The organism is Candidatus Frankia alpina (assembly GCF_902806485.1).
Lineage (GTDB): Bacteria > Actinomycetota > Actinomycetes > Frankiales > Frankiaceae > Frankia > Frankia alpina.
Genome location: NZ_CADCWT010000035.1, coordinates 12,209 through 29,296 on the forward strand (window position 1 = coordinate 12,209; position 17,088 = coordinate 29,296).

At 72.2% G+C, this 17,088-nt stretch carries 11 protein-coding genes and 1 pseudogene; 3 read left to right on the plus strand and 9 right to left on the minus strand.

The window, feature by feature from the left end:
• Positions 1-403: 403 nt before the first annotated feature.
• The 6 genes and pseudogenes from G6R25_RS06580 to G6R25_RS06605 all read right to left on the minus strand — a co-directional run bounded on the left by G6R25_RS06580 (position 404) and on the right by G6R25_RS06605 (position 8,035).
• On the minus strand, positions 404-607 hold the full coding sequence (locus tag G6R25_RS06580; RefSeq protein ID WP_018500469.1) for a cold-shock protein: 204 nt from the start codon (positions 605-607) through the stop codon (positions 404-406).
• Positions 608-1,074: 467 nt separating this feature from the next.
• Positions 1,075-2,093, minus strand: a pseudogene (locus G6R25_RS06585) (aldo/keto reductase).
• A 91-nt stretch (positions 2,094-2,184) separates the two neighbouring features.
• Positions 2,185-3,750: a CYTH and CHAD domain-containing protein gene (locus tag G6R25_RS06590; protein ID WP_163552266.1), complete on the minus strand. Its 1,566-nt coding sequence runs from the start codon at positions 3,748-3,750 to the stop codon at positions 2,185-2,187.
• A 161-nt stretch (positions 3,751-3,911) separates the two neighbouring features.
• Positions 3,912-4,712 carry a CPBP family intramembrane glutamic endopeptidase gene (locus G6R25_RS06595; protein WP_419469320.1) on the minus strand — a complete coding sequence of 267 codons (801 nt, stop codon included), beginning with the start codon at positions 4,710-4,712 and terminating at the stop codon, positions 3,912-3,914.
• A 189-nt stretch (positions 4,713-4,901) separates the two neighbouring features.
• Complete coding sequence (locus tag G6R25_RS06600; protein ID WP_163552268.1) at positions 4,902-5,894, minus strand: cytochrome d ubiquinol oxidase subunit II; 993 nt, start codon at positions 5,892-5,894, stop codon at positions 4,902-4,904.
• The gene (locus tag G6R25_RS06605) at positions 5,891-8,035 is read right to left on the minus strand and encodes a cytochrome ubiquinol oxidase subunit I (protein ID WP_163552269.1); all 2,145 of its coding nucleotides are present in this window, start codon (positions 8,033-8,035) and stop codon (positions 5,891-5,893) included. The genes G6R25_RS06600 and G6R25_RS06605 overlap by 4 nt, the downstream gene beginning before the upstream one ends.
• A gap of 805 nt (positions 8,036-8,840) precedes the next feature.
• Between G6R25_RS06605 and G6R25_RS06610 the strand changes: the two genes are divergently transcribed.
• The 3 genes from G6R25_RS06610 to ppc all read left to right on the plus strand — a co-directional run bounded on the left by G6R25_RS06610 (position 8,841) and on the right by ppc (position 13,551).
• On the plus strand, positions 8,841-9,356 hold the full coding sequence (locus G6R25_RS06610; RefSeq protein WP_163552270.1) for a BlaI/MecI/CopY family transcriptional regulator: 516 nt from the start codon (positions 8,841-8,843) through the stop codon (positions 9,354-9,356).
• Positions 9,357-9,369: 13 nt separating this feature from the next.
• A complete protein-coding gene (locus G6R25_RS06615; protein WP_163552271.1) occupies positions 9,370-10,593 on the plus strand; it encodes a M56 family metallopeptidase in 1,224 nt (407 codons plus the stop codon).
• Positions 10,594-10,722: 129 nt separating this feature from the next.
• Positions 10,723-13,551 carry a phosphoenolpyruvate carboxylase gene (gene ppc / locus G6R25_RS06620; RefSeq protein WP_205446917.1) on the plus strand — a complete coding sequence of 943 codons (2,829 nt, stop codon included), beginning with the start codon at positions 10,723-10,725 and terminating at the stop codon, positions 13,549-13,551.
• A gap of 696 nt (positions 13,552-14,247) precedes the next feature.
• Here the strand turns inward: ppc and G6R25_RS26345 are convergent.
• The 3 genes from G6R25_RS26345 to G6R25_RS25025 form a co-directional block, all read right to left on the minus strand.
• Positions 14,248-14,853 (minus strand): MarR family winged helix-turn-helix transcriptional regulator, encoded by a 606-nt coding sequence (locus G6R25_RS26345; protein WP_235947620.1) that lies wholly within the window; start codon positions 14,851-14,853, stop codon positions 14,248-14,250.
• On the minus strand, positions 14,831-16,522 hold the full coding sequence (locus tag G6R25_RS06630) for an MFS transporter (protein ID WP_235947622.1): 1,692 nt from the start codon (positions 16,520-16,522) through the stop codon (positions 14,831-14,833). The genes G6R25_RS26345 and G6R25_RS06630 overlap by 23 nt, the downstream gene beginning before the upstream one ends.
• Before the next feature lie 367 nt (positions 16,523-16,889).
• Positions 16,890-17,088: hypothetical protein (locus tag G6R25_RS25025; RefSeq protein WP_205446919.1), on the minus strand; the 199-nt coding region annotated here is incomplete at its 5' end.

A 17,088-nucleotide genomic window follows, 5' to 3' on the forward strand; every position in this document is an offset into this window, starting at 1 on the left:
GCTGCTACAAGGAGCCGTAAGCGAAGACCGAGAACGAGCGGTCGGAGAACCCGGATGCGGCTACCCGACTTTGCCCGAACAGCCACCGTGCCGGCTGCGATCCGTCACCGAAATCACGCCGATCGGCAATAATGTGTCGACTCGCCGAAAGGCGGATCGACCGGCCCCGGTGGTGGGACACCAAAGACCGCTTTTTCCCACTTAATCAGGGAGAAAGACGCCTTCTGGAGAACTGCCCGATCGAGGCGAGACACCCGACAGGGTCGGAACGCCGAGACCTCCGGCACGATCGGGTAGTCGCGGAATCGACTCCCCGGCCTGACCCGACGAACGACGCGGAGAAGCGGTCAGCCCGCCCAGCGGAGCACCCGATGGGCGGGCTGACCGTGAAGTCTCTCGTGGCTCAGACGACGCGGACGGCGTCGGCCTGCGGACCCTTCTGACCCTGGGTCACTTGGAACTCGACCCGCTGGCCCTCCTCTAGTGCCTTGTAGCCGTCCATGTCAATCGCGCTGTAGTGAACGAAGACGTCGGAGCCGCCGCCGTCCACGGAGATGAAGCCGAAGCCCTTCTCCGAGTTGAACCACTTCACCGTGCCCTGAGCCACGTGCCGTTCTCCCTGCTGGTGCAGTCAGGACCCGCACCGCGCGGGCCCCGGACCGAACGCCAGGAAGCCACAAGAGTTCCTGGCGTTGTTCCGCCGCGTCTCGGTTGAGACGCGAACCGGCGAACTCCGGCCAGGGACGACGCTACACGGATGGAGGGCTTCGCGGGAGTCCTCCGAGCAAGGAAGTCCACTTCATGCCCCGGTAACAGAACAACACCGCTGGTCCGACCCCGGGCGAGTCCACCCGGGTTGTCTCACAATCCGTCGAGCTGACAGGGATTTCCCAGCGTGGGCAGCCTGCGGCGCCAACCGGCCGGCCGATGGCCCAAACGTGGCAACTCCGACGGGTGATCGACGGCGGTATCGATCCGATCACGGCCGAGACCACATATCGGCCCACAATCGGGCCCACACCACCGACGGCCGACCCGGGCTCCAGTGCCCGGACCGGAGCCGGCTGCGGGCGGCTACGCGTCGCCGGTGGGGCGCAGCGGACCGCGGCCGGCGGAGAGCCGCTCGACCGCCGCGGCGATCCCGGTGAGATCGGCGTCCGTGAGGGTCAGCGAACCGGCCGGCAACCAGCCGTCGAGCTGGTCCGGGCGGCGAGCCCCCGACGATGGCGCCGCTAGGCCAGCGTCCAGGCGACCGCGACGGCGGCGACCGTCGTCGCGTGCCGGCGGGCCACCTCGGCGAGCACGTCGACGAGCGCAAGGTTGCGCGCCAGAGCCGGCGGGTTGAACTCGGGGGCCTGGCGCCGCCAGTCGTCGGCCGGCAGCTCGGCGGTCCGCTTCTCGCTCCAGCGGCCGGAGAGCAGCCCCGACTGCATCGGGCTGTAGACGATCGTGCCGATGCCGTGGGCGGCGGCGTACGGCAGGATCTCCGCGGCGGCGGTGCGGTCGATCAGGGAGAACGGCGGCTGGAGCACATCCACTCCGCCGGCCGCCGCGGCCTGCTCAAGCTGGTCGACGGAGAAGTTGGACACTCCCACCGAACGGATCTTGCCGGCAGCGCGCAGCTCGTGCAGCGCTCCGACGGAGTCGGCGATCGGAGTGCCGTCCTGCGGCGGCCAGTGCAGCTGGTACAGGTCGATGCGGTCGACGCCGAGCCGGCGCAGGGAGGCGTCGACCTCGGCTCGGATCGACGCCGGGGCACCCACCCGGGCCGGCGGGACGGTCGGGTCGGCGTCGTCCCAGACCAGGCCGCACTTGGTGAACACGTAGGGTCGCTCGACCGCGGGGATGTCGGCCAGCGCCCGGGCGACGAGTTCCTCGGAGTGCCCGAGCCCGTAGACAGCGGCGGTGTCGATCCAGTTGATCCCCGCCGCGACGGCGTGGCGGATCGCCGCGACCGCCTCGGCGTCGTCCTGGGCGCCCCAGCCGAAGGCCCAGCCCGCACCGCCGATCGCCCAGGCCCCGAAACCCACCCGGGTGATCTGCATATCCGTCGGACCCAGCGGTGTCGTCGGGAGCGTGGTGGACGTGGTCATCGCGAGCCTCCTGCGGCACCGGGAACGAAGGCGGAATCGATCGGAGGCTACCCCCGCCCGGCGGCCACCCGACGCCCCGGTCCGGGGTGGCTCAGTCGAGCCAGCGGCGGTGCCTCGCGGCCGAGATCCGCGGCCAAGCGTCGAAGAAGTCCCGTTCGGCCAGCCGGCCGCGGCATTCCTCCAGCCCGAGCAGCACGCCGAGGGTGAAAGCGGTGGGGTCACCCTGGGCCTGGGCGGCGACACCCCACCCGCGCAGAAGATCGCGCGCGATGGTGGCGTCCTGGTGGGTGCCGAGCAGCTCCTGCGCCCGCTCCGCCTGCCCGACGAGCGCCATCGCGTCCTGGCCGTACAGCGGGGCCACCGCCTCCGCGGCGTAGCGCAGCCGCTTGGCCTGCTTGCGCACGGAGTGCAGCAGCTCGTCCCGGTCGTGGCCGACCGGGAACCCGGCCGCGGTGGTCACCTTCTTACCCAGCCGCCGGTCCGCGCGGCGGACGAGGTCGGGCAGGACCTTGCCGGCCGGACGCCGGGCCGCGCCGGTCAGCGGCGTGCGGACCAGGGCGAGCAGGCCGGCGACGAGGGCGAAGTACCGGTCGCTGCGCAGCATCGCCAGCGCCTCCTCGCGGGCCGCGGCCATCCCGGTCCCGAGGTGTGCGCTCACCGTATCGTGGACCGGCCCGGCGACCAGGTCCGCGGGCAGTTCGGCCAGCCGGCCGCTGAAGTAGGCGATCTGCACCTCGGCGTCGCGGGCACCGGACAGCGCGCCGGCCAGATCGCGCAGCTCCCCGTCGAGCAGCGTCACCGTCTCGATCGGGAACAGCGGCGTGAAGGTCCGCAGCGTGCTGCGGGCCCGCCGGCAGGCCACCCGCATCCGGTGGACGGCCTCGGGCTCGTCGAGCCGCACCCGGGGATCGGCGGCGAGCAGGGCGCGCACCTGCTCGATGAGGTAGGCACGCACGACCTCGCCGGCCGGGGTCCGCCGGCGCGGGCGGCGCGGCGGCGGCACGTCCGGCCCGGGCCCGGCGGCGAGCGCGGAGCCGAGCAGGCGGTCCAGCTTCGAGGAGTCCGCCGCCGCGACCGCGCCGGCCGCCAGCAGCAGCTCGCCGACATGGTCGAGCAGGCCGGGCTTGCCCTCGACGAGCTCGACCTCGATCTCCCGCCAGGTGCTTACCACCGTCACCTCGCCGAGTGTCTGGGCGGAGACCTGGTCGTCGACGACCTCGGCGAGGTCGGCGCCGGCGGCGTCGCGCAGCCGCCGGGCGGTGCGCAGGGTGCGCAGCCGGCCGACCGGGCGCAGCTCGCCGCCGCGTAGGTGCACCGCCACCAGATCGACGAACTCCGCCGGCGGGGTATGCCGGGCGCCGCCGGCCACATCGACCACGCCACCGGCGGCGTCGAGCGGGAGCTGCAGCTCGTCGCGCTCCCCGACACGGACCGGCAGCTTCAGGTGCCAGCCGGCGTCGGAACCGCCGGTTCGCCGGCGCAGCGTGATCCGGTTGCGGGCCAGGCGCAGGTCGTCGGTGTCGTAGTAGACGGCCTCGAGGCTGACGGCGCGGCGGGTCCGCGCGGTCGTGACGCCGGGCACGCTGCCCAGCTTCGGCAGCACGAAGGTCGACCCGACGGAGTACTTGCGTTCGATCTCACGGACCCCGGTGGCCATCCGCCCCGTCCTCCTCATCACTTGCCCCGCACCGCGTGCACGCCGCACCCGGGCAGCCGATGCTCACCCTGACCCTCGTGGCTGCCCGACGGTCCGCCGTAGCACCGAGAAGAAGAGCATCGGACATCTACTGGACGACCTATGTTTCCCTACCATTAACCTTAGCGCGGAGCGGGGATCCAGGAGACCTTCCCGACCAGAAGCACATAGCCGACGAAGGCCACCGTGTCGATGAGTGAGTGGGCGATCGCCAGTGGCAGCACTCGGCCGTTGCGCTGGAACAGCCGGGCGAACAGCAGCCCCATCGCGAGGTTGCCGGCGAACCCGCCCAGGCCCTGGTACAGGTGGTAGGAGCCGCGCAGCACCGCGCTGGTCGCCAGCGCCCGCCCCGGCGTGATCTCAAGCTCACGCAGCCGCACCAGCAGGTAGCCGGTGACAATGACCTCCTCGGCGAGGCCGTTCTGGCAGGCGCTCAAGATGAGAACCGGCACCCGCCACCACACGTCGGGCAGGTTCGACGGCGCGACGGTGAGGTTGGCTCCGCTGTGCCAGGCCAGCAGGTAGAAACCGAGGCCGAGGCCGCCGATCCCGGCGGCGAGCAGGGCCCCCTGAGCGAGGTCCGGGCCGGGGCGCCGGCCGTCGAGGCCGATCACGCGCCGACCGCCGCCGTGGCGGGCCAGCAGGTGCACGGCCAGCAGCACGGGCACCAGCCCGGTGAGGACGTCGGCCAGTTGCAGGGCGAGATCCAACCACGGGCGGCCCGGCGCCGCCGAGGTGTTCAGCCGGGCAACCTGGGAACGGACGGGTCCCGGCCGGGTGAGCACACCGACATAGCGGATGAGCGCGTAGAGCGCGGAGGCGACGAAGGAGACCCCGAGCACGATCCACACCTCGGCGGCCAGCACCCGCCGGGTCAGCGGTTCGGCTGTGACCGGCGCCTGCGCAGGGGCATCCGTCACCAGTCGACCGTAGCCCACCTGCGTTGACGGCCCGGCCCTGGATCGGCCGGCCCTGGATCGGCCGGCCCTGGATCGGCCGGCCCTGGATCGGCCGGCCCTGGATCGGCCGGCCCTGGATCGGCCGGCCCTGGATCGGCCGGCCCTGGATCGGCCCGGCGGGCCGATCTGGGGCCGGGCATCGGCCCGACCGGGTCAGTCCACCGGCTCGGGCCGGGTGAACAGCCGGTACAGCACGATCATCGGCGGCAGAACCAGCAGGAGGCCGCCGCCGACGGTGTAGAGCATCGCCTGGATGTTGGTCGACGGAGCCGCGGCGTCGTCGACCGTCACCTGCCCCACGATCAGGTCGGGATACTGAGCGACCGCCCAGCCCCAGAGCATCGCGGCGACCACGAGACCCGCCGCCAGCCTGGCGGCGGCGAACTGGTTACGCGCCAGCGCGACCAGGGCGCCGATCCCACCGACCGCGGAGAGCACCACCAGCAGCAGCGAACGGTCGGCGAACCGGTGCGCCACCACGGGGGCCTGATCCCAGAACAGCGGCAGCAGGATCAGCGCGAGGATGCCGCACACCACGGCCCCGCCGGCGGCGCGGCGACGGAAGTCGGGCACCAGGTGTTCGGTGACCGGCGAGGCCGCCGCGTCCTTGCACAGGTAGACGGCGGCGAGGAAGGCCGTCGCGGCGACCGCGAACAGCCCGCAGACGAGGCCGAACGAGCTGCGGACCGGGGCGAACGGGTCGTCCGGTGACATGTCCCCGGTGGCCAGCGCCGCCCCGGCCACCCCGAGCGCGAACGGGGTGATCGTGGACGACACCGCGAAGACGTGCCCCCACCAGTGGTCGGGACCCGCCGCACCGGCGCCATAGGCACGGTAGACGTAAGCCGCGCCGCGCAGCACGATGCCGACCAGCGCGGCCGACAGCGGGACCTCCAACGACGAGCCGACCACCCCGTAGGCGGGCGGGAATCCGCTGAACAGGGCGACGACGATGAACACGAGCCAGACGTGGTTGGCCTCCCACACCGGCCCGATCGCGTTCGAGATCAGCTTGCGTTGGGCCCGCGCGTCCCGTCCCCGGGCAAGCAGGTCCCACACGCCGCCACCGAAGTCCGCGCCGCCGAGCAGCGCGTAGGCCGTCAGGCCGATCACCATGACGACGAGGAGCAGGTCGGCGGCGGTCATCGGGTCTCCCCTCGGTCGGTGCGGCCGGCGGTGCGAGCGCCGGTGTCGGGACGGCGGCTGGTGGTGGCGTGCCGGCCGCCCGTGGAGCGCCGGCCCAGCAGGCCGTGCCAGCCGGGCGCGCCTCGCCGGTTCGACGGCACGGGACGTCCACCACCGGAGGATCCGGTGGTGTGCGGCTCGGGCCGCGGCCGCGGGATGGTGGGCGGCGCCGCAGACGGCTCGGCGCCATCCGGCAGCGGGCTGACGGCCGGCCGCGGGCCGACGCTCGGGGTGGCGGTGGGCTCGGCACCCGTCGACGGGTCAGAACCAGTGGACGGCTCGGAACCGATCGATGGGTTGGAACCAGGCGATGGGTTGGAACCGGTGGACGGGTCGCCGTCCCCGGTGACCCCGATGCCGCCGACGGGAGCGGGTGCGCCGGCATGGGTCACGGAAAGGCGGCCAGGCAGGAGCACCGCAACCGGCACGCCCTTGTGGTCGCGCGCGGACAGATCCATCCGGGGCGTGTACCAGGCGGCCGGCTCTGTGGCCGGGTCGTACGCGGCGGCGGGCACGGACCGCCCTGCCGGAACGGACGGGTCAGCGCGGACGGACTTCTCAGCGCGGACAGACTGGTCAGCGCTGACAGACTGGTCGGCGGGAACGTACCGGGCCGCGGGCACCGACTCCTTCGAACCGGATTCGCCGTCGCCGCTGCCCTGTTCCGGGCCGGAGCCGGCCGGGCCCGAGCCACCACCGGTGCCGGACCCGCCGTCGCGCGGCCGGGGGGCGGCGGGGGCGGAGGGGCCGACGGGCTGACCGGGACGCAACTGCTCGCCGCTGGGGCCGCCGGTAGCCATCTTCCGCAGGATGAGCAGCAGCGCGCCGGCGAGCCCGAGGTAGAGCACCAGGGTGCCCGCGAACATCGGCGCCACCGCGTTGCCGCCGATCACGCCCTCGACGACCCGCATGTGGTCGCCGACGATCCATGGCTGGCGGCCACCCTCGGTGACCTCCCAGCCGGTGAGCATCGCCAGCATCGCCGCCGGCCCGGTGCACGCGGCGGCGATCAGCCACGGCTTGCTGGTGGGTAGCAGTGGACGATCCCCGCGCCGGCGGCGCAGCAGGACGACGAAGCCGGTGATCAGCGACAGCCCGATCAGGGCGGATCCCGCCCCGACCATCGTCGTGAACGCCCCGTGCACCAGCGTGCCGTTCGGCCGCTCGTCCGGCGGAGCACCGTCCAGGCCCTTGATCACGTGACCGGTACTGAAACCCTCGAGCAGCGAGAGCCCGCTGGGAATCTCCAGGCCGTAGCGGATCTCACCGGTCTTGTTGTCGTAGATCCCGCCGAGGGTGAAGGGCGCGTGCGACCCGGTGTGGTACAGCCCCTCTATCGCCGCGAGCTTGAACGGCTGCTTGGCGCCGGCGACGCGGGCCGCCCAGTCCCCGGCGATGAGCTGCAGCGGCGCGCAGAAAAGCACGACCGCGAGCCCGATCTTCAGGCCACGCTGGTGGTAGGTGTCGCGACGACCACGCAGCATGCCCACCGCGTAGATGGCCGCGACCACGCCGCCGACGCACATCAGCGCCGCGATCAGCATGTGGACGAGCTGCGGCGGGGTACCTGGGCTGATGAACGGGGCGTATGGCTTGGCCTCGAGGAGCTTGCCGTTCTGCTCGACGATCCCGCGCGGCACGTTCATCCAGGCGTTGACCGTGATGATGAACGCCGTCGACAGGGTGCCGGAGATCGCGATCGGCCACAGCGTCAGCCAGTGGGCCCGCGGCGAGAGGCGCTTCCAGCCGTACAGGTACATGCCGACGAAGATCGCCTCGGTGAAGAACGCAAAGCCCTCCAGGGTGAACGACAGCCCGAGGGCGCCGCCGTATTTGGACATGAACGCGGGCCAGAGCAGCCCGAACTCGAACGACAACACTGTTCCCGAGACGGCCCCCACCGCGAAGAGAACGGCGAAGGCACGCGACCACTTCTTCGTCAGGGCCAGCCAGACCGGGTCCCCGGTCTTGAGCCAACGTCGCTCGGTGTAGATCAGCAGCCATGGCAAACCGACACCGAACACGGCGAAGCAGATGTGGAACGCGAGGGAGAACGCCGTCTGGGCACGAGCGAGGTCGACGGCGTCGGCGGCGAGAACCATGCGCACGGCTCCTTCGAAGGACCGCGGGAAGAAATCGACCGGGATTCAGTCGACCTTCTACCCAACGTAGAAGGTCCTAAGGTACGTAGCGGGGTGATCCGGTCGGCGGTCGGGCCTCCGTGAGGTCCACGACATGCGCGACGCCGGCCGGTGGGGCAGAGCATCGCGCGTCCTCTCTATGTGGATACGCCATCTTTCGGCACCTTCCCCGCGCAAACCCCTGTGACGTGCCCATCAGCGGCGGACCTTGGCATTTACCGCGTTCACCGCGGCACCAACGGGCCCGGCCCGCGCATTTCGCGCCACTGGTCACAGCGGCCTGGAACGATTTCACCCCCGATCGGGGTCGATCGTCTCCACCGAAAAAATAACCTTCAGATAACACAACCACGCCGCCGCCCGGGTAACCCGGCACAAGACCACCGGGAACGGCGGCGAATGCAATTGCCGACGCCTCCGTCGGGCCGGCCGGATGCCGATCGGTCGGGACGGTCCCGAGAGGGTGCGCCCGGCCGGGGGCTGTGGGGGAAGAATGTGCCGGTGTCGCGCCGAATGGGGCCGGGCGGAAAGTCCCGACGCCGCCCGGGCGGGGGCCGACGGCGACCGGCCCCGGCGGTGCGACCATCGGGCCACCGGCCGGCTGTGACGTTGGCGGCGTCGGCGCGGCCGACCGCCGGGGGACCGCGGCCGGCACAACCCGCCGGCGCGAGGTGAACACCCAGGTCCGGCGGCCGTGTGACGCAGGAGGCGACGCCAACGAGACCGTTCGGCCGCACTGAACTTCTACGCGACGTAGGATCGACACATGGCGCGCCTGGGTGACCTCGAACGGTCGGTCATGGACGTGTTGTGGTCGAGCGAAGGCTGGCTCACGGCCCGTGAGGTCGCAGCCCGCCTGGACCACGAGCGCGACCTCGCGTACACCACCGTGCTGACCGTGCTTGAAAGACTGGAACGCAAGGGTTTCGTCCGTCGGCAGCGGGCCGCGCGGGCACACCGTTACGCCGCGTCCGACAGCCGTGAGGCCGTCGTCGCCGAGGCGATGATGGAGGCGCTGGGCACCGCGGACGACCGCGGTTCGGCGCTGGTCCGCTTCGTCGGATCGGTCTCCGCCGAGGAGGCGGAGATCCTTCGGCGGGCGCTGGAGCCCCTCGACGCAGACCCGGTGGACGCGGTCGACGACCCCGATCTCGCGGCCGCCGCAACACCGGATCCATCCTTCCCACCCCCACTCCGGACAACGCCCGGCGAGCCGGACGGACCCGGCGCGGTGAGCACCGACTCGGATCGAACGGTTCAGATTCCACCGGACGGGCGGTAGCGTTGCCGAGGAGATGACGACCGCGGCCCTCCTCGCCCTGTTCGCGGGCGTGCTGGCCTGGCCGGTACCACGCCTGCTGGCCGCCGCGCGCTGGCCGCACGGCTGCCCGCGGGCGGCGATCGTGCTCTGGCAGGCGATCGGGCTGGCCGGCGGTGTCTCGGCCCTGCTGGCCGCGATCGCGTTCACCGTCTCCCCACTGTCCACGCACACCCCGACCGCGATCACCGATCATCTTGGCAACGTCGCGGCCGGGTCCCCCCTTACCGGCCTGCGCTGGGTCAACCTCGTCGGCCTCGCCGCGGCGACGATCCTGGCCTGCCGTCTGTTCGGCGTGCTCTGCGCCTCCACCGCAGCCACCCTGCGCGAGCGGCACCGGCACCGACACCTGGTCGACCTCGCCGGCCGCCGCCACCGCGGGCACGGCACGCGGGAGTCGACCGACCACACCCACCTCCACCCGCCCGCCATGGCCGACGATCCCGGCGGTGACACGAACCCCGGCGGTGGTGGGAACGACGCCACCGCCTGCTGCCTGTGCGAGCACCGCGACCGGGCCGGCATCCTGCTGCGGATCCTCGACCACCCGATCGCGGTCGCGTACTGCGTCCCGGGTGTGCGCCACGCCAGGGTCGTGGTCTCCAGAGGCCTGCTGAACACCCTCGACGCCGCCGAGCTGGACGCTGTGCTCGCCCACGAGGCGGCGCACATCGCCGGGCGGCACGATCTGGTCATCCAGCCGTTCGTCGCCTGGGAGCGCACGTTCCCGTTCCTCCGACCGGCCAGGGAGGCGACGGCGGCCGTGTCCTTACTGGTCGAGATGCTCGCCGACGACGCCGCCGCCCGCGAGACCAGCCGCCGCTCGCTCGCCCGGGCGCTGGCCCGGCTCGGCGTGGCTCGGGCCCCGGTCCCCGCCGGGGCACTCAGCATCACCGGCCACCAGGCCGCCGTACTGCCCGCGCTCGGCGCCGAGGATCCCCTGACAGCCACGGCGGCCCGGGCGGCGGGGCGGCTCGCAGCCACGCCCGGATCCGGGGTCAGAGCCGGAGCCGGAGTCGGAGCCGGAGCCACGACGGCGGCGGCGGCACCCGGTCACCGGCTCGGGACGACCAATCCGGTCATCTCCCGGATCGCCCGGCTCCTCAACCCCCCGGGGGTCCGTTGGTGGCTGCCCACGGGGGCGTATCTGGCCGCCGCGGCCGTCCTCGCGGCTCCCCCAATAATTATCCTTATCGGCTGATTGCGCAGCTCACCGGCGGTTCGCGATCGCTGGCGCAGGACGGTCCCGCCGGCCCCGGCGACATCGTGGTCGCCGTGTCCGGCAGCTCGGCGAACCCAGGCAGATCCAGGCGAACCCACCGGAGGCGGCGTGACGACCGAGCGGAGCGTGAGTACGGCCCTCGACGAGCTGGCCCCGGATCCCGGCGCCTTCGCCGGCGGGGTCTCCTCCGATGCCCGCCATGCGGCCGTGCGGGCGGGGGTCCGCCGTCTCGGCGATCTGCTCGGTCAGGCCCTGACCCGGCACGAGGGTGCGGAGACGCTCGCGCTCGTCGAGCAGGTCCGCGCACTGGCCCGCCGACCTGACAACGGCGTCGAGCTCGGTCGGCTGCTCGCCACCGTGGACGATCAGACGGCCATCGTGCTCGCCCGCGCCTTCACCGCCTACTTCCAGCTCGCCAACATCACCGAGCAGCTGCACCGGTCCCGGGAGCTGTCCGACCGGGCGCAGGGTCCGCTGGCGGAGACCTTCGACCGGATGGCCGCCGCACTCGACGCCGGCACCCTCGACCGAGAGCTAGCCACGTCGATCGCGCGGCGCCTCGAGCTGCGCCCGGTGTTCACCGCCCACCCGACCGAGGCCAGCCGCCGATCGGTGCTCGACACCCTGCGCCGCATCGCCGATCTGCTCAACGCGGACAGCCCGGACCACACCACCCCGCGCCCCGCCGACCGGGACCGCACCCAACGACGCCTCGCCGAGATGGTCGACGTGCTGTGGCAGACCGACGAGCTGCGGGTGGAGCGGCCCAAGCCCGCGGACGAGGCCCGCTCCGCGGCGTACTACCTGGAGCTCATCGCCACCGAGGTGCTGCCCGACCTGTTGGAGGAGCTCGACCTGGCGCTCGCCCGGGTGGGGCTCACGCTGCCGGCCGGGGCGCATCCGCTGCGGTTCGGCTCGTGTGCCGGCGGCGACCGGGACGGCAACCCGAACGTGACCCCGGCGGTCACCCTGGAGGTGCTCACCCTCCAGCACGAGTTCGGTATCCGGCTGCTGATCTCCGCCGTCGAACAGCTCATCAAGGAGCTGACCGCGTCGACCCGGGTGGTGGGGGTCAACGACGAGCTGCTCTCCTCGCTGGCCGCGGACCGCCAGGCGCTGCCCGAGGTGCACGACCGCTACATCCGGCTCAACGCCGAGGAGCCGTACCGGCTCAAGTGCAGTTACATCCTGGCGAGGCTCGCAGGCACGCGGGAACGGCTGGCCGTCGGCGCGCCACACGTGCCCGGGCGAGACTACCGCAGCCTCGCCGAGGTGCTCGACGACCTGGCGGTGATGCGCGCCTCGCTCGCCGCGGGCGACGGCTCTCTGGTCGCGGACGGCCCGCTGCTGCGCGTGATCCGCACCGCCCGCGCGATGGGGCTGTCGCTGGCCACCCTCGACATCCGCGAGCACGCCGACAAGCATCATGCTGCCCTGGCCGCGGTGTACGACCAGGTCGGGGAGCTCGATGTCGGCTACGCCAGGCTAGGCCGGACCGAGCGGCGCACCCTGCTGTCCGCGGAGCTCGCCCGGCGTCGGCCACTGCTCGGTTCCGTGCCGCCGCCGCTTCCCCCGGCGGTGCTGGGCACGCTGGAGCTGATGCGCACCGTGCGGGAGGCGCTGGACCGCTTCGGCGAGGACGTCATCGAGAGCTACATCGTCTCGATGACCCGCGACGTCGACGACATTCTCGCCGTGGTGGTGCTCGCTCGGGAGGCAGGCCTGGTCGGCCTCGGCTTCGCCGACCGCCCCGCCTGGGCCCGCATTGGCTTCGTCCCGCTGTTCGAGACGGTGGCCGAGTTGCGGGCGGCCGGCGAGCTGCTCGACGGCATGCTGTCCGATCCGTCCTACCGCTCGCTGGTGCGCGCCCGCGCCGACGTGCAGGAGGTGATGCTCGGCTACTCGGACTCCTCCAAGGATGCGGGAATCACCGCGTCCCAGTGGGAGATTCACAAGGCGCAGCGGGAACTGCGCGACGTCGCCCGCCGTCACGGCGTCGTGCTGCGGCTGTTCCACGGCCGTGGCGGCTCGGTCGGCCGCGGTGGCGGCCCGAGCGGCGAGGCGATCATGGCACAGCCGTTCGGCACGCTGGACGGCCCGATCAAGGTCACCGAGCAGGGTGAGGTGATCTCAGACAAGTACACGCTGCCCCAGCTCGCCCGGCACAACCTGGAGATCGCCCTGTCGGCCGTGGTCGAGGCGTCGATCCTGCACCGGTCCGCGCGGCTGAGCCCGGCCGTCCTCGCCGGGTGGAATCAGACCATGCAGGCGGTCGCGGACTCCGCCCGAACCTGCTACCAGGCATTCGTCGGCGATCCCGCGCTCGTGCCGTTCTTCCTCGCCGCCACCCCGGTGGAGGAGCTCGGCAACCTCAACATCGGCTCGCGGCCGTCACGGCGGCCCGGCGGCTCCGGGGGGCTCGCCGACCTGCGGGCGATCCCCTGGGTGTTCGGCTGGACGCAGTCGCGGATCATCCTGCCCGGCTGGTTCGGCGTGGGCACCGGCCTGGCCGCGGCCCGTGCCGCCGGGGCCGGCGACACCCTCGCCGAGATGTACCGGTCCTGGCACTTCTTCCGGACCTTCCTCAGCAACGTGCAGATGACCCTGGCCAAGTCGGACCTCACGATCGCCCAGCGCTACGTCTCGACGCTCGTCGGCGACGACGGCGGCTCGATCTTCGAGGCGATCCGCGCCGAGCATGCCCGCACGGTCGCCGAGGTCCTCGTGGTCACCGGCCAGGCGGAACTGCTGGAGAACGCCCCGACGCTGCGCCACACCCTCGAGGTCCGCGACGCCTACCTCGCCCCGTTGCACGCCCTGCAGCTCTCCCTGCTCACGCACGCCCGCGCCGCCGGGGAGGACGCCGATCCCCACCTGCGCCGGGCGCTGTTGCTGACGATCAACAGCATCGCCGCCGGCCTCCGCAACACCGGCTGACCGCGCGGCTGCTGGGCCAGCAGTCCCGAGAAGCAAAGGCCACACGACCGGCGGGTCGCGGTAGGGACCGCCCTTGCGGGCGGCCCCCCGCACAGATCCCAGCGGGCGGGACTACCGCACTGGGCTCCTGCCTCGGTGGTGGTGGTCGCGGAGTGTGACGGTGGCGGTGGGGTGTTCGGGGTGGATGCGTGGGAGAGCGCCTATGTGGTCGCTCTGGTGGGTTCGGCGTCCGGTTTGTCCCTACAGAAGGACCCAGGTAGCACCGTTCCCACGCACACCCCCGCTCCCGACTCCCTCACCGACCACGGAACGTAATCGTCGACCCGACCCCGACCCCGACCGGGACCGGGACCGGGACCGGGATAGAACCGTGCGGACGTGGCAGCAGCGACGGTGACGACCGCGACGCGGTTCCACGGAACACCTTGATCACCGGTCGGAGACGGGGCGGAGGCGGGAGCGGGTCGGGGGCGAGTCGGAGGCGGGGTTGTGCGCCGGCCGGGAACCGTCCGCGGGCCAGTCCGGCACCGTTCTGATCTGCCCGAGAGGTACTTCGCCGTCACCGGACCGGCCGTGGAGCCATCATCATGATCCATCGACCGGCATCGCACATTAAAGATCAGTAGCCGAGTCTGTCAGATCTATTCAGCCGCAGGAAGGACGGATACCAGGACCGGAGCTCTCCGGATCCGCTACTCATGCCGTCGGATCCGCACTCTCTCCAGCCAGGTAGGCGGTGATGCGTTCGAGCGTGGCGAGATCCGCGGGATCGAGTGCGACGAGCGCCGCGGGTGGCCGGTTGAGCATGTCGTCGGCGAGTCGGGCCGCCGTCCGGCCGGAGGCGGTCAGCTCGACGAGCTTCGAGCGCCGGTCGTCCGGGTGCACGGTGCGTTCGGCCAGGCCGCGCCGCTCCAGCTCGTGAACGGTCAGGGTGGTGTAGGGGCGGTCGATCGACAGGGCGGCGGCGAGCTCGCCCAACGTCAGCGGCCCGGCCTGCAGCGCCAGGAGCGCCTTGACCCGGATGAAGCTGAGGTCGAGCGCCTCGCAGACCTCCCGGCGGCGCTCGTTGCGATCGACCACGACCGCCCGGATCCGCCGCCACACCCGAGCCGCCCGTGCCAACCTCTCCGCCCGGCCGGACAGCAGCGCCGGCTCGGACAGCACAGCCGGCTCGGACAGCATGGCGGTCTCGGGTTGCCCGACGGGGACGCCGATGGGCGCGGGCTCCGACCCCGGCGGGTCGGCCATCACCCCGGCGGTCAGCACGGGATCGCGCCGGTCAGCGCGTGGGAGCAAACTCATCGTGACCATCCTGCCCGGAGGGGCCGTGGGGCCGAGACCGGGCCGCGGCGTCGGCGCGCCCCGCCCCGGACCGCCGCCGAAAAGCGCCTCGCCGCCCGGCACGGTGTTCATCGCCGGCGGCAGCCCCCGCCGTCGCGGGCCGCACCGGTCGCCGGTGCCGCCCGCCCTCGGTGGCCCCGGCGCTCACGCCGGCTGCGGCCGGCCGGCCGCCCTCGGCCCGCCGCGTCGAGGCAGCGTCCCGGGCGGCCGGCGTCCGACGGGTATCGGCATCGGCGGCATCGGCGGTATCGGCATCGGCGGTATCGGCATCGGCGGCGAGCCAGGCGGCGGTGCGCTGCGCGGTGCCGCGCGCCCAGGTGCCGGTGCTCGCGGCTCCGAGCAACAGCACGCCCGCTCCGCACAGCACGATGGTCCACCAGGCGACGGCGCTGGTCGGGTCGACGACCCCGGCGCGGCCGGCGACGTGTGCCGCAGCGAGCGACCCGATGACCGCGACGCCGAGGGACTGCCCGATCTGGCGGCTCGTCGAGGCGATGCCGGCAGCCACCCCGGCCTGGGACTGCGGCATACCGGTCACAGCCGTGTTGGTGATCGGCGCGTTGACCATACCGAATCCTAGCCCGACGAGCACATACGCCGACACGAGCCAGGGTATCGAGGTGTTCACGCCCAGCCCGGTCAGCATCACGCTCCCGGCCGTCATCGTCACACCTGCGATGAGCAGGGGTGTGCGGGCCCCGCGGCTGGCCACGAGCCGCCCGGCGATCGGCGCTGACACGACCGTCATCCCGGCCATCGGCAGGGTGGTGATCCCGGCGAGCAGCGGCGAGTAGCCCCGGACCTCCTGCAGGTACATCGTGTTGAGAAACAGGAAGCCGGCCAGCGCGGCGAAGGCGAACACGGCGATGCCGGTCGCCCCGGCGAACGGCGCCGCCCGAAAGAAGCGGACGTCCAGCAACGGCTGGGCGCGGCGGCCCTCGTAGCGCACGAGCACGGCCGCCGACACCGCCGACACCGCGAACAGCGCCAGCGTCCGGGTGGCAAGCCAGCCCGCCGACGGGGCCTCGATGATCCCGTAGGTGAGCGAGGCCAGGACGACGATCACCAGGGCCTGCCCCACCGGGTCGAGACGGCGGGCCCGGGCCGCGCGCGACTCCGGGACGAACAGGCCCGCGAGCACCAGCGCCGCGACGCCGACGGGGACGTTGACCCAGAAGATTGCCCGCCAGCTCACCGACTCGACGAGCGTCCCGCCGAGCACCGGTCCCAACGCCATGCTGACGCCGATCACCGCGCCCCACGCCCCGATCGCCCGGGCGCGTTCCCGCGGGTCGGTGAAGGTGTTGCTGATGATGGACATGGCGACCGGGTTGAGCATCGACCCGCCGACCGCCTGCACCATCCGAAAGACGATCAGCCAGGTCAGACTCGGCGCGAGGCTGCACAGCAGGGATCCGGCGGTGAACAGGACCAGCCCGGTCTGGAAGACCCGGCGGCGGCCGAGCCGGTCGCCGGTCGACCCGCCGAGCATGAGCAGGCTGGCCAGAACCAGCGTGTAGGCGTCGATCGTCCATTGCAGGCCGGCAGCGGAGGCGTGCAGGTCACGGCGCAACGACGGCAGCGCGACGTTCACGACCGTGTTGTCGAGCCCGACGATGAACAGGCTCATGCAGCAGATCGCCAGGACGAGTAGGCGCCGCCCGGGTCAGGTCGGACATAGGCAGCTCCCCAGCGAGCAGCGTGGCCGGCACCGACGGCGCACTGTGCGGCACCCGGACCCGACCGCACCCCGGATAGTTGTATATCAATAATCTTTACCATACTGCAACCATCTGTCGCGAACCGCGCCACCGACGTCTACTCCGTCACGCGCTTCCACCACCTGGCGCCAGGCCACGAGGGCGCGGCGGGGCCGCAGCACCGGGTCATACCGGATCAAGATTCGGACACAACAGTAGGTCGGATATAATAGTAGGACTGCCTTCGATCCGGAACATACCTACCGCACGCCGCCAACCAGTCATCACCTCCTAGTATTACGCGGTGTCGGCGCCGGACCCCCACAGCGATAGTTTCCGTCCGTGCTCGGCGACGAATTCCACGTGCAGGACGTCTCCGACTGGAATGTCTCGGCCGACGAGCTGAGCGGCCACGAGGAGAAGACCTGACTGTGTCATCCCGGGACCGGCGAGCACTGGCTCTACAAGCCAGTCACGATGAAAGACGGTCATACAC